The sequence below is a fragment of the Chryseosolibacter histidinae genome, from assembly GCF_018598225.1.
Classification (GTDB): Bacteria; Bacteroidota; Bacteroidia; order Cytophagales; family Cyclobacteriaceae; genus Chryseosolibacter; species Chryseosolibacter histidini.
In genome coordinates this window covers 67,616-81,898 of the sequence record NZ_JAHESF010000032.1, presented here as the reverse complement: position 1 = coordinate 81,898, position 14,283 = coordinate 67,616, and the positions used below count along the sequence as shown (strand labels likewise).

Annotated in this window: 8 protein-coding genes; 3 read left to right on the top strand and 5 right to left on the bottom strand. The window is 52.0% G+C overall.

The genetic code is table 11. The features are described 5' to 3' along the window. Positions 1–271: 271 nt before the first annotated feature. A complete protein-coding gene (locus tag KK083_RS24065) occupies positions 272–4,012 on the bottom strand; it encodes an ATP-binding protein (RefSeq protein WP_254168268.1) in 3,741 nt (1,246 codons plus the stop codon). A gap of 198 nt (positions 4,013–4,210) precedes the next feature. Here KK083_RS24065 and KK083_RS24060 point away from each other — a divergent pair, with 198 nt between their 5' ends. Both KK083_RS24060 and KK083_RS24055 read left to right on the top strand, forming a co-directional pair. After that, a complete protein-coding gene (locus KK083_RS24060) occupies positions 4,211–4,627 on the top strand; it encodes a response regulator (protein WP_254168267.1) in 417 nt (138 codons plus the stop codon). A gap of 249 nt (positions 4,628–4,876) precedes the next feature. Then, positions 4,877–6,091: a sensor histidine kinase gene (locus tag KK083_RS24055; RefSeq protein ID WP_254168266.1), complete on the top strand. Its 1,215-nt coding sequence runs from the start codon at positions 4,877–4,879 to the stop codon at positions 6,089–6,091. A 75-nt stretch (positions 6,092–6,166) separates the two neighbouring features. Here the strand turns inward: KK083_RS24055 and KK083_RS24050 are convergent, their stop codons facing one another. Then, positions 6,167–6,406, bottom strand: coding sequence for a hypothetical protein (locus tag KK083_RS24050; protein ID WP_254168265.1), 240 nt, complete (start codon positions 6,404–6,406; stop codon positions 6,167–6,169). A 457-nt stretch (positions 6,407–6,863) separates the two neighbouring features. On the opposite strand from KK083_RS24050, the gene KK083_RS24045 reads away from it, so the two are divergent. Continuing rightward, on the top strand, positions 6,864–7,220 hold the full coding sequence (locus KK083_RS24045) for a response regulator (protein WP_254168264.1): 357 nt from the start codon (positions 6,864–6,866) through the stop codon (positions 7,218–7,220). A 3-nt stretch (positions 7,221–7,223) separates the two neighbouring features. On the opposite strand, the gene KK083_RS24040 is transcribed toward KK083_RS24045, so the two are convergent. The 3 genes from KK083_RS24040 to KK083_RS24030 form a co-directional block, all read right to left on the bottom strand. Continuing rightward, entirely contained in the window at positions 7,224–9,857 is a 2,634-nt protein-coding gene (locus KK083_RS24040; RefSeq protein ID WP_254168263.1) for an ABC transporter permease, read from the bottom strand. 342 nt (positions 9,858–10,199) lie between these two features. Then, positions 10,200–11,264, bottom strand: a complete 1,065-nt coding sequence (locus KK083_RS24035) for an exodeoxyribonuclease VII large subunit (protein WP_254168262.1) — start codon at positions 11,262–11,264, stop codon at positions 10,200–10,202. A 331-nt stretch (positions 11,265–11,595) separates the two neighbouring features. After that, positions 11,596–14,046: an ABC transporter permease gene (locus KK083_RS24030; RefSeq protein ID WP_254168261.1), complete on the bottom strand. Its 2,451-nt coding sequence runs from the start codon at positions 14,044–14,046 to the stop codon at positions 11,596–11,598. Positions 14,047–14,283 lie beyond the last annotated feature (237 nt).

The window sequence follows — 14,283 nt, the reverse complement described above, 5'->3', positions numbered from 1 at the left end:
AGACAGGGCACTCCTATCGGAGTGAAATGCATTTAGCTCCGGATGGAGCTCCCTGTTTATAGAATGGAATGGTTGGTTCATATTGGGCTCCATAGGAGCCTCCTGATGGCACGTCATTGGGAACGAGGGCATGTGTGTGGGCCTGAGCGGAGTGAAGAATCCCCTTCTAGCAGAATGCGCATAACAAGACAGATGCAAGAATTAGGCATGCAGTAAGGTTCGGGGGTTACTGAACGACAGCCCTTACTCCTTAATTCTTACTCCTTAATTCTTACTCCTTTTCAAAAACAGGTAAAGGCAGCAGCACCTCGAAAACCGCACCCTCATTCTCACGCCCGGTAGCTGAAATAGAACCATGCATCCGTTCAACGATCTTTTTGCAAAGTGCCAAACCCAGGCCAGTGCCTTCGAATTTGTCTTTTGAGTTGAGGCGGGTAAAAGGAGAAAAGATCTTCTCCGCGAATTTCTGGTCGAAGCCGATGCCGTTATCCCTGATCAAGATCTTCACATAACGTTTGCCGGTCAGCAGGGCAGGGTCGGGGGGCAGCGTTTCTGCGGGAGCGGATGTGATGGTAACAACGGCGGGTTTTCCAGGCCTGGTGAATTTAAGCGAATTGCCCACGAGGTTGCTGAACAGCTGATACACGAGCGTCTGGGACGCTTCTACAACGGGAAGGTTACTGTAATGCAGGGTGGCAGCGGTCTGCTCGATCGTCAGCTCGAAATCGGCATCGATGCGTTGAAATACTTTGTTCAGGTCTGTCAGCTCATGTTGGTCAGGTTGCCCGTTCAGCGATGAATAGTTGAGCACACCCTCGATCATGTCGTAGATGCGGTTGATGGCGGCTTCGATCTTGTGCAGGTACATCTTACCTTTTTCGGGCAGGTGTGTCTCGTAGTCGTCGATGAGGAACGAAGTAAACGTCTGGATCTTTCGCACAGGTTCTTTCAGGTCGTGGCTCGCCACATGGGCAAACTGCTGAAGGTCGTCGTTGGATCTTTTCAGATCAGAGGTCCTTTCTTCCACCAGCGAGATCAGGTTATTGGAGAAAAGCTTCTGATCATGGATATCCGTAAACGAGCCGATCCATTTCAGCACCACGCCTTCGTTGTTCTTTACCGGAACACCGTGTGCGAAGTGCCACCGGTATTCTCCCTTCGTGTTCCTGATCCTGATCTCTCCCCGGTAAGTGTTTGCGTTTTGAAGGCTTCTGGTCCAGGCGCTCATAATGGCGTCCATATCGTCAGGATGCACCAACTGGTGCCAGATATCAGTATTCACAGTGTCGAAGCCTGAGTACTCTTTCCAGCGACGCGATATATATTCAATGCTTCCTGCGGCATCGGTCATCCAGACAAAGGCCGGCAGGCTTTCAGCAAGGGTTCTGAACTGGCTGGCGATCTCTTCGATCTTCTTGCGCACAAGCACCTGGTCGGTAACATCTGAGGCCATCACCGTAACGGCGGTCACGTTGTTGGCTTCATCGAGCACAGGTTGATACACATAGTTGTAGTATACTTCCTGTGGCATACCGTTCTTGATAACCACGGCTTTTTCTTCGCGGCCTGTGTGGGTTTGGCCAGTATTATAAACCTGACGAAGCAATTGTGGAAAAGGCTGGTCGGCCAGCTCGGGCAATACTTCCAATAACGGTTTGCCAATAATGTCATTGGTTTTACCCCACGATTGAAACAAGGGCTCGTTGCCAAAAGTGATGGTAAACTCCGGGCCACTCAGGATCAGGAAAATGCTCGGCGACTGCTGGAGCACGCTCCTGAATTTTTTCTCATTTTCTTCCAGGGTCTTCCTTGCCTTTTCCCTGATGGCCGTGATGTGCAGTTGCGATCGGATGCGCGCCAGCAGCTCTTTTGAAGAGAAGGGTTTTACCAGGTAATCGTCGGCGCCGGAGTCGTACCCTTCTATCCTGGATTCTTCACCCGCCCGCGCTGTGATGAGAATGACAGGGATACCTGAAGTTTCAGAGGAGTTCCTCACCTCCTTCAGCAGCTCGAGGCCGTCCATCACCGGCATCATAATATCGCTCAGTACCAACGCAGGCCGTTCTGTTTTTATCTTGTCAAGCGCGTCACGGCCGTCAGATGCCAGCACCACGCGGAACTCTTCCGCCAACAGTCGCTGAAGATGAAATCTCATGTCGGCATTGTCGTCGACCACCAGCACGGTAGCGCGTTTGTGTATGGCCTCTCCGTTGTCGCTGATCGATGCCGGTCTTTGCAGCAGGGCTGCAGCTTCTTCAAGGTATCCTCCGGGGATTGTGGATGTGTGCTCATTGCCTTCTGAGATCAATGCCGGCGGCAGGTGTTCCTTTCCGAGGGGAATGCGCACGCGGAAGCTGGTACCCTGACCAGTTTTACTTTCAACGCTGATGGTACCGCCGTGAAGCCTGACAAACTCCCGTACCAGCGACAGGCCAATGCCTGATCCTTCATACGTTCGGGCCACCGAATTCTTGACGCGGTGAAACCGTTCGAACATGTTGGGCAGCTCTTCTTCGGGAATACCCACACCCGTATCGGTTACACAAAGCTCGGCGTAACGGTCGGCGGAAGTAAGCGACACCGTGATGCTTCCTTTCAGTGTATACTTGAATGCATTCGACAGCAGGTTGAAGATGATTTTCTCCCACATCTGTTTGTCCACATATACGGCGTGACTGTCGGACGAAGCGGTGAAGATGAATTGCAGTCCAGCCTTTTCGATGAGCGAGCGAAAGTTTGCTGCCAGGTTGCCGGTGTAGGTACTCAGATCTACCGGCGTGAACGATGCCTGGTAGCGGCCACTTTCAATGCGGCTGAAATCCAGCAGGGTGTTCACCAGCTTGAGCAGGCGCAGGCCATTGCGGTGGGTTGTCTCCAGGCTCTGCCGTTCATGGGTGTTAAGGTTAGTAGCCTTCTCGAGCAGCTCTTCCAGCGGGCCAAGCATGAGTGTGATGGGTGTACGGAACTCGTGGCTGATATTGGAGAAGAAGGCTGTCTTGGCTTTGTCGATCTGTTCGAGGGCTTCCGCTTTTTTGCGTTCCTCCTCCAGCGTTCGTGCGTTGCTGATGCCGGTGGCGATGTGGTGCACCACGAGCTTGTAAAAGCTTGTATATTTTTCGTCGAGTAAACGATGCGGGTTCACGCCGATCTCGAGAACAGCATACGGTGTCTTCGGGTTGCCGGTGGTCACGGGCAGGGCCAGGATCTTGTTGGCCGGGATCTTCCAGGGGCCGCACGCAAGCTGCGCTTCGTTGCCGCTGTTATCCTTCACTACAGGGCGCTGCGTTGAGATCGCTTCACGGATGTGTGCTTTGCCACCACTGGCAGACGCATCGTTTGCTGGTATCTGCAACAGCGTGCCATCGCCCATGGCCTGGTGCAGCATAAAGAATGGAAAGTCTTTCGGGTTTTGTGCGATCACCTCCACGGCTTTATCATAGACGTCGCGTTCGTCCTTTGCCTCCGAGATCTTTTGTGCCAGGTCCTGGAGCGTTTTCAGCTGGCGTTCTCCCGTCACTGCCTCCGTTGTTTCGGTGATGGCAGAGAATACGCCGCCTACTGCATTCGATTCTTCCCTGATGGGACTGTAGGAGAAAGTGAAATAACATTCTTCGGCAAAACCCTTGCGGTGGAGAAGCAGGAGCAGGTTTTCGGACCAGGTTGCCTGACCCTCTTCGATCACACTTTTCAGCATGGGGCCGATGATGGGCCATATTTCGGGCCACACCGCTTCACCTTTCGTGCCCAAGGCGTTCGGATGTTTGGTGCTGATAATGACGCTGTAGGCATCGTTGTAGATCTTGACATGGTCTTTGCCCCACCAGATGAGGATCGGGAACTTCGAATTGAGACAGATGCTCACCGTGGTGCGCAGGCTTTGAGGCCATTTCTCGATAGGGCCCAGTGGACTCTTGCGCCAGTCGAAGTTACGGATGCGCTCACCCATCTCGCCGCCACCAGAGAGGTAAGCGGGGAATGTAGCTTTTGATCGTACTTGGGTGACGATATCCATAGGGCGGGCATTGTTCAGTATTCAATTTACCGAAAAACCAGACCTCTCCGATCGTTTTACATAGCGGACCCGTTAATTTACATGGCATGATTTTTTTCCATCCAGTTGAATCACGCAGTATCCATCTGCGATGCCCATTGAGATTTTAAAACCGTTTTTTTAAAATTGAGGCGTCGGGTAAACAAACCTGGCAGGCATATGAACACGCCGAAAATTGTCTTTATCATTGATGACGACGCGGACGACCGCGAGATCTTTACCGATGTGCTGAAAGATATCGATGGCGCCTTTGAAGTATGGCAATCTGAAAGTGCCGATGACGCGATGCTGCGGATGCGCCTGAGCCGGAACCTTCCACAGTACATCTTCCTCGATCTGAACATGCCCAAGGTGAACGGCATGGAATGTCTGAAAGCACTCAAGGAAAATTCACACCTGAGTCCGATCCCCATATTTCTGTATTCCACCACGGTAAAACCCCGGGACGTAGAGCAGGCGCGATCGCTGGGCGCTTCGGGTATTATCAGCAAGACCAGCAACATCAAAGCACTGCGCAAGGCACTGGCCAAATTACTTTCAGGTGAACCGTTGGAGCAATACACGTTGTTTGTTTAGGAAGAGTCCACAGACCACAGTCGACGGTCCACGGCCGAGCCACGCTGTTCAAAAACTGTAATTCTGAGTCGATAGGTTTGTTTGGTATACGCCCAGCAAGGATTCCTTGATCGCATGCGGTACACTTACTGTAGACGCGCACCGAAAGGGTTATGATCTACACCGTACGTCTGTGGACCGTGGACTGTCGACCGTGGACTATTCTTTTTTTTGAGGGTTGCCTTTTTTACCTTTCACGTATTTAACCCCATGATCGAAACCTCCGACAGCGGTACGCTGAAGCTTCTGGTGACCACCGTTCAGGAACTGTCGCTTGCCCGTGATCTTGAAGCTGTGATGAAGATCGTGCGCACGGTGGCCCGAAAGCTGACCGGAGCCGATGGTGCCACATTTGTTTTGCGCGATGGAAACCTTTGTTTTTACGCAGACGAGGATGCCATCAGTCCGCTTTGGAAGGGGAGTCGTTTCCCCATGCAGACCTGCATCAGCGGTTGGGCCATGATCAACAAGGTCCCCGCCGTGATCGAAGACATTTACCAGGACAGCCGGATCCCCCATGATGCCTATCGCCCTACGTTCGTCAAAAGTCTGGCGATGGTACCCATCCGGGCCATAGCTCCCATTGGCGCCATCGGCAACTACTGGGCTACCCATCATCTGCCCACCAAAGAAGAGGTGAACCTGTTGCAGGCCCTGGCGGATATTACTGCGGTATCCATCGAGAATGTAAATGTATACCGGGAGCTGGAGCAGCGGGTTAAAGACCGCACGGCCCAGCTTGAAGCAGCCAATAATGAATTGGAGGCATTCTCGTATTCGGTGTCACACGATCTGCGGGCGCCCCTGCGTTCGATCATTGGTTACGCCAATGTGCTGGAAGAAGATCATGCACGGCAGCTGGATGATACCGGCAGGCGCGTGCTGCAAACCGTACAGCAGAATGCCGGGAAAATGAACACGCTCATAGACGAGATGCTGCAGTTCTCACGGGTAGGCAAAAAGCCCCTGGAAAAGACACCGGTTGACAATGAAAAACTGGTGCGCTCCGTCATCGAAGATCTGAACCATTCCACGCCCAACAATGCGTCGTTCGAGATCGCTGCATTACCTCCCGTCACGGCAGACGAAGTGTTGCTGCAGCAGGTGTGGGTAAACCTGCTCTCGAATGCCGTGAAATATACTTCGAAAAAAGAGCAGCCCATCATAACGGTAGGTTCCTATAAGAACGGGAACGAGATGGTATACCTCGTAAAGGATAACGGCGCGGGGTTCGACATGAAATACGCAGAGAAGCTGTTCGGAGCGTTTCAGCGGCTCCACAGAATGAACGATTTCCCCGGATCGGGTGTAGGCCTCGCGTTAGCCTATCGGATCATCACCAGGCACGGCGGAAAGATCTGGGCCGAAGGAAAGGTAAATGAAGGAGCAACTTTTTACTTCTCATTACCCATAAATCCACAGTAACGAAACTTGTAAAAACGACCGCTGTCCCTAGTCCCCCATCTCAAATCTCATATCTCCTCCCGATAACTATCGGGACTACCTCGGAATAAAAAGCTTCCAGCGGTAAGAATCCACTTTTTCAAAATAGGCGGGCCTGTTGTTGATCAGGCAGCAGACACTGGGCAGCGTCAAAAGCTGATCCAGGGCCAGGTTCTTGGCCGACACAAAGATCCTGTAGGTCTCCAGTGCATGCTGAGGTGTTGAGAAGGTCTGTATGACTACGTCAGTGAGGTTCATCTGGTCTACGGACTTGGCTACGGAAAACACTATGCCCATGAAAATTTCAGTTCGACCCCCTCACCAAAAAAAATGTGCCCGAATGGTGAGGGTGATGTTTTGCCAACTGGTCTGGTGGAAGGTACGAGATACGATCTCGATAGCTATCGGGAACGAAGTACGGCGCTCGATTGAAACTTACGTACCTCGTACCTTACGCAGCTCGCCGAAGCTTGAGCGTGGACCAGCGCAATGGCAGCGAACGAGGGTTCAAACTCTACAGGTCCAATGGATTCCAATCCTGTTAATCCAGTTAAATATGGTAGTTAATCCTGGTAATTAATCCAGCAAATCCTGTTAATCCTGTTGTACGCTCGGTGTGATCGCCAACACGGACACCTAGGCAGCTAACCGGCTGTAATTCAAATTTTTATCTGCACAATCAGTTCTTTTTTATCAGCCACGCCTTATTTTTGTCATACCATTAGTTTTCCCCAAACCCCAAACAATCTTTTCTATGGCAAAAATAATTTTAGCTGAAAGCGACCATGACAGTCGTTTCATGCTGAGCAGAATATTGCTTGCCGCCGGCCATCATGTACAATCTTTTGCCGAAGGAACCGAGATCGTCAACGGTAACGTTACACTACCCGATGTTTTCATTCTTGATCAGCAGATCTCAACCATCGACGGACTTGCATTGTCAAAGTTCCTCAAGATCAAAACCGAGACGAGGAAGATCCCCATCATCATGCTCTCTGCCTACCCGGAGATGAGAAGAAAAGCAAAGCAGATCGGCGTGAGCGCATTCCTGCCCAAACCTTTCGCAGCACGCGAGCTGTTGAACGTGATCGGCAGGCACACGAGCCGGTGATCATTACTCGTTCTTCAATACTTTTGCAGGATTTGTCCGGGCAGTCTTCAGGGTCTGCCATCCGATCATCACGCAGGCGATGCCCATCACGATGAGGCTACCAGCTATCAGTCCTGACATGTTCAGCGGTTGATGGTAGGCAAATTTCGGCAGCACCACCTTGTCGAAAAGCATCCAGGTGGCTGGCAACGCGATGAGCATGGCTACCACGAGCAGTACCAGGAATCCACGACTCAACAGCAGAACAAGACTTCCTTCACCGGCGCCCAGCACTTTGCGGATGCCGATCTCTTTCAGGCGCGTTTCTGTAGGGAACACCACCATGCCCAGCAATCCCAACGACGATACACACACGGCCAGGAATGCCAGGAAGCCGATGACCTTTACCATCACAGAGAACTGGTTGTACGTTTGTTCGATCTGGTCATCATAGAATTCTGCTTTGAACGGATGAACCCTGTCAATTTTTTGCCAGGCTGCTTCAATGGCGGCCATCGTGGAAGGCAGGTCCGTGCTGGCGATCTTGGCGTTCACAAATCCATGTGTTTCCTCAGCGGTGTAACGGAACGCCACGGGACTGATCTTGTCTTCCAGCGTGCCGTAGTGAAAGTCTTTCATTACACCGATGATCGTGAGTTTTTTTCCTTCGGGAGTGAGGATCTGTTCTCCCAGCGCTTTCGCGGGATCGTGGGGTGAGATGTTGAAGCGGTTGAGTAACTGCATACTGACGATCACTTCACTTTCTTCTGCATGGGCGGGGCGGGCACTGAAATTTTTGCCGGCGATCAGTTTGTGTCCATGCAGGGGCAGGTAATGTTCATCAACATAATTCAGCAGGATCGAGGCAGAGTCGTTGAGATCTTTGTACTTGGCGTGCATGCCGTAAATATTTCCCGTGCTGGTGATGATGCGCGACGTTGAGAGGGCAGTAACCGCAGGCAGCTCCGAAAGCTCTTTGATGAGCAAGTCGCTTTTATTGCCCTGCATGTGGATGTTGAGAACGTTCCCGGTGGCAAAGCCGAGGTCGAACGTGAGCAGCCCGCGGTATTGCTGATAGCCGATGATGGTGGTGGTGATGAATACCAATGAAAAGGTGTATTGAACCACTACCAGTGCCTTGCGCAGGCTTACCTTGTGAAACACTTTAACGGAAGAAGCATCTTTCAAAACCCTGATGGCATTGATGCGGGAGAAGAACAATGCCGGCAGAAAACCAGCCACGATGCCCACGGCCACCGCCAGGCAGACGAACCACGCAACAAGGCTGGGTGAAAGCTCAAGTGTAAGCAGGCCTGCCAGGATAGGACTGAAGGAGAGGAACTGGGTTCTCAGGAACAGGAAGAACAGGAATGAAAAGAGCAGCGAGAGCAGCGCGATGATCACGGACTCAACCATGAATTGCGTGCGCACGTGTCCCCTGAATGCGCCCATGATCTTGCGGATGCCTACTTCACGCGAACGGCGCAATGCCCGCGCTATAGAAAGATTGGTGTAGTTGACACAGGCCGAAAGAATGACCACCAGCGTAAGGCCGGCCAGGATCCACACGGCGATCTGGTTGATGCCCGGACCAATGGGGTTTGCCAGCTTCGCGTCCATGGGAATTTGTTGCAGCGGTTGAAGCTTTAACATGATCTGGCGGTCGCCCATGCCCGCATTTTCAGCAGCGCAGAGTTTATCGAGCGCAGCCTGTACCGTTTTGGCGTCGCCGTTTTCAGGCAGCACAACATACGTATAGTTCGAGAAGATGTTCCGCCAGTCGAAGAAGTCGCCGTCCAAGTCGGGCTTCTGCAGCACCACGGTAGAGAAGGAGACCAGCGCCTCGAACTTCATATGCGAAAGTTTGGGAAGATCTTTCATCAGCCCGGTCACTACATACGTTGTGGTGTCGAACTTCACAGTCCTGCCCAAAGGCTCCGCCAAGCCAAACAGCTTGCGCGAAGTTGTTTCTGTCAGTACAATAGAATAGGGGTCTTTCAGTGCAGTGGCGCGGCTTCCCCGCAGCAACGGAAATGTGAATACATCGAAGAACGACTCATCGGCCCATAATCCTGAAAGGGGTATGGTCTGGTTGTCGATAATAGCGTCGCCGCCAAATCCCCGGCGCATCTGTGTCACACGTTCAATACCGGTGATCGCCTCGCGGATCTTGTCGCCAGCCCGCACCGAAGAGGTGGCCAGTCTGAAAGGTGATCCGCCCTTGCGCTGGTCTGCGGTGATCACGCGGTAGATCCTGTATTTCTTTTCATGGAAGCTGTCGTACGAGAACAGGTCCTTTACGATGGAGAGGGTGAGCAATCCCACCGACATGCTCACGGCGAGTCCTGCGATGTTGATCGCTGAAAATAATTTGTTGCGCACAATGCTGCGCCCGGAGGTTTTGATGTAGCTGCCGATCATAAGCCAATGGATTAACAGGTTAAGGAATTCAGGTTTTCGTACAGTATAGGGCCGGAAGAATTTCAGCACGTCGATCACATAGATCAGCCGCGCACGCAGGAGGCCCTTTGTTTCCAGGTTCCGCTGAAAGTACTCATTCAGATCGCCCTGCAGGTCTTCCAGCAGCTCGCGCCTGCAATACCACGTCAGCAGATGTTCTGCCCACCGCGGCGGATGCGGATTTTTCTTTTCTTTCATATTCCTCCAGGACATCATCCCGCGATTAATTATTTAAATGTATGTAAAATAAGATTAAAATCCCTACCCCATCGGCAGGTCATTTGGTTTTTCTTTGTAAAGAGAATTGATTGTCAGTTGTTTAAGGGAAGTCTTTGTCCCATGTCTTCCTCCGAAGACCGTCGTCCTGAGCGACGCGGGTGCGGTGGCATTGCGCGAGCGAAGGATCCCCGGGTCGCTTACTGCGTACTTAATTCGAGCGGATGTTTTGCACTGAGCACTTCGCCATCAGGGGATTCTTCACTCCCTCTTCCAACCACGCATGCCTCGTTCAGAACGACGCAAGTAAGGGGGACTACCGGCTCACCGCAGCAACAACATCGCCAGCACAAATCCTGTGAGCAGGGCCAGAAGCATATAGACGAGCACCTGTTTCAGGTTAAGGCCTGGTGGTTTGCTCCTGAGTAAGTCGAGCTCTTTTTCTTTTCCGGTGAGCAGGTTTTTGTACACCTGCAGCTCGTTCTCATAACCGAGCTTCACCTGGCTTTTGATCTCTTCGGCAAGACGTGCTTTGGAACCCTGTATGTCTTCAATGGTTTTGTTGTAGAGTTGCCGCAGGTGATTGCCCAGCGCCGTGGGTGTGATGAAAGATTTATCGGCCATGCGGTCGAGCAGTGACACGTCTTCACGGTGGCCGATAGCCGTCATGAAATAAGGTTCGAGCAGCAGCGCGCTTTCTGACAGCTCCAGGGTGTTGAAAATTTCGAGGCCGCTGCCACCACCGCGCGCCAGGATCACGATGTCGGATTCATCGTCATCGAAGACGGTGCTGATCTCCTGTACAGAAGTGAGGCTGATGCGGATAAAACGTAGGTTAAAGAAAGCAGCAGCTTCACCCAGCGCATGTTCGATGTCCTGGTCGATGATGGAAGTGGTGCCGATGTATACCGAGATGAGGGGAGGTTCGTTGCTCAGGATCCGCCTGGTGAGGAAACCATCCACTTCCTTATATCCTTTATTTGCCTTCCGGCGGATGAGCTCGAGTGCCTTGTGCTCCGTATCGGAGAATGCCGCTTGTTTGATCTCGTGCAGCTCGCTCAGGTTGAGGTGGATGCGGATGGCGCCGCCTTTCTCTTCCAGCTTCCGTGTAACAAAGCCTGTGAAGTCGATGACCTTGTAAGGAACAAGTCGTTCGCGCATGATGGCAGGTACTTTCAGCGTCATGCTGCTGCCGGTAGCTTCGTCAGAAAGCGTATCGTAATAGTAGCCGTAATAGTCCACACCCTTGCCGGGCTCATAGATGCCTTTTACCCGGATGAGTGTATGCTCGGCAGCAGGCGCTTTGATCGCGTTATTAAAAATATTGAGAATGGCCTGCGGGGAGTAGGTCTGAAGAACCTGCGTATTATGAGGTTTGGATGATGTCATAACTAACAGCATCCAATATCGTCATAATTTCCTGCCAATTGTTGTCATTTTTGTTTGATCTAGCAGCATTCTCAAGCCGCTTGCCTCCGCCGTTGTTAGTATTCTTCACCAACCACCTCATCGCCTTGCCATTATATATAACGCCACAGCAGTTGGTCTCCCGCAGATTCCGCGGATATGCGCAGATAATGTGTAATTAAAAGTTCTGCGCTAATCTGCGTGATCAGCGGGAACTGAATTTTTGCGCCGTTGCGCCGTTGTTGGTGTTCTTCACCAACAACACTCAGTTCTGCGTTGATCTGCGTGATCAGCGGGAACTGAATTTACCCACCTACTGGCTCCTGAATGTATCCACCGGATTTTTACTGGCCGCCCTGAACGACTCGAAGCTGATAGTAAGCCACGCAACAATGAACGACACCGCGCCCGAGATCAGGAACACGGAAACGCCAACATCGATCTTATAGGCAAAGTTCTCCAGCCACCGGTTCATAAAGTAGTAGCCCAGCGGTACCGAGATAGCAAACGCGATGGCGATGAGACGGATGTATTCTTTCGATAACATGGCGATGATGCTCTGCACCGAAGCGCCTACCACTTTGCGGATGCCGATCTCCTTCGTTTTACGTTCAGCCACATAGACAGACAATCCATAAAGGCCAAGGCAGGAAATGAGCAGGGCGATGGTGGTGGAGATGATCAGTATGGTAGAGGTCCGCTCTTCAGCCTTGTACAGGGTTTTGATGTTGTCGTTCACGAAAATGCTTTCGAAGGGCGCGTCGCTGATACGTTCGTTCCATATTTTTTTCATGGCAGCTTCCACCTGTGCGTACGAGACCATGTCTACGGTGGCGGCAAGGTACGGGAAAAAATTCCTGTTGCCCGAGAGGATAAAGAGCATGGGCCGGATCTGGCGGTGCAGCGAGAACTGGTGAAAGTCCTTCACTACGCCGATCACCGTGAACTCATACCGTTCTGCGCCGGGCTGAAAATAGATGGTTGAGCCCACGGCATTTTCCAGCGGAATGCCGAACGCTTTCAGGCTCGATTCATTGACGACGATCTTCGTGGTGCTGACAGTATCGGTAGGCACATTGTCCTGGCCTACGATGAAGTCGCGACCTGTGATGAGCCTGATGCCCATGGTTTTGAAGTAGTCGGCATCCACGTTCACGATGTCATGCGTGATGGTCTGGTCGCTGGTAGCCCCTTGTTTGAAGATACCCCAATCGCGCGTCAGCGGTGTGGAGGGAATGCTGGAAGTTGCCGAAACAGTACCGACACCACTCAGGGCCTCAAAGCTTGTTTTTAACGACGTGTATTGTGCCGCAGCCTGTGCTGTGCGGAGCGGGATCATCACGACCTGGCTTGTATTGAAACCCAACGACTTCGACTGGATATATTTCAGCTGTTGCTGGATGATGATGATGGACGAGATCAGCGCGATGGTGATCACGAACTGAACAACGACAAGTGTTTTTCTCAGCCACTGTGAACCACCGGCCAGCGATTTTCCTTTCAGGATATGCGCGGGTTTCAGAGACGAAAGAAAGAATGCGGGGTAGCTTCCGGCGAGCAGTGTGGTGACCACCCCGATCACCAGTGTTGCCGCGATCATGAACGGAAGATTGTTGCTGTTGAGCGATAGCTGTTTCTGCATCACAGAATTGAAAGACGGCAGCGCCAGCAGAACGATGACAAACGCAACGGCCAGGGCGAACAGTACAATGACCATCGACTCGCCCAGGAACTGGCGGATGAGGTTATGCCTGAAAGCGCCCATGGATTTCCGGATGCCCACTTCGCCCGAACGTTGTGCCGACCTGGCGGTGGTGAGGTTCATGAAGTTGATGCAGGCCAGCAGTAAGATGAAGATGCCGATGGTGGCAATGATATAAATATAGGTGATGCTGCCGGCGCGCTCGTCTGAAGCGCTCTTTCGTATGTCAGAGTATAACCTGATCCTGTCAAGGGCTTGCAGCTTCAGTGTCTTCTGCCTGCCGGATTGTTTCAGAACTTCGCCAGCATGCATTGCCACCAGCTGCGGGAATTTCGCTTCCAATGTTTTGGCGACGGACGGATCTCTCAGCTTCAGGTAACTCCCCACAATGTTGTTGTCGGCCCAGGTGGTCTGGTTCAGCACCCAGCGGCCCCATCCGTCACTGTTCATGTTCATGTAAATGTCGGCGTCGAGGTGTGACGGGAATACCGGTGTTGCAACCACGCCCGTGACCCTGAACGTATCCGAGGTTGTGCCGCTGTTGATGATCAGCAGCTCGTCGAGCGGACTTTGCCGGCCGAAGATCTTCTCTGTGAGGTGTTGTGACAGCAGCACGGAAGACGGGGCGTCAAGTGCTGTGAAGGCGTTGCCTTCCAGTAGCGGATAGGGAAAAACGTCCAGAAAAGTTGAGTCTACGAGGAACGCATTTTTTTCGAAGAACGATTTATCCTGGTATCGCACGATATTCACCTCTGTGTTCAACGGTTTCATCACGCGGGTGAAAGTTTCAATGTCGGGCAACGCCTGTGCAAGCCCGGGTGCGATGGGTGGTGATGCGGAGGCAACAGTTTCTTCAACGCCATCCCTGATAAAGGTTGTGTTGACGCGGAAGATCTTTTCGCGGTCATTGAATCCTTTCTCATAATTGAATTCGTCCTGGATGTACAGCGTGAGCAGCATGCAGCAGGCTACCCCGGCAGAGAGCCCGAGGATGTTGATGAGCGAAAACACTTTGTTTTTCACCAGCAGGCGAAGCGCGATGACGATATAGTTTTTCAGCATATCAGATAGGTTTCAGGAACTGACGGAGTTGTTCTTTTTCGGGAGAAAGAACTCCGGAAACTGGAAAAGGTTGCAATGCCTGGCCGAGAATTTTTCGGGAGTATTTGGCCGGATCGCTTAAAAACAGCATTCCCTGAAAAGTGGCCCGGTATATGAGGGTTAACCGGCGTTAAGTAAAAGGGATGTGCTGGCGGCGAATGATTTCTGCGAAAGATCAAAATCGGGTGATGTATGGAA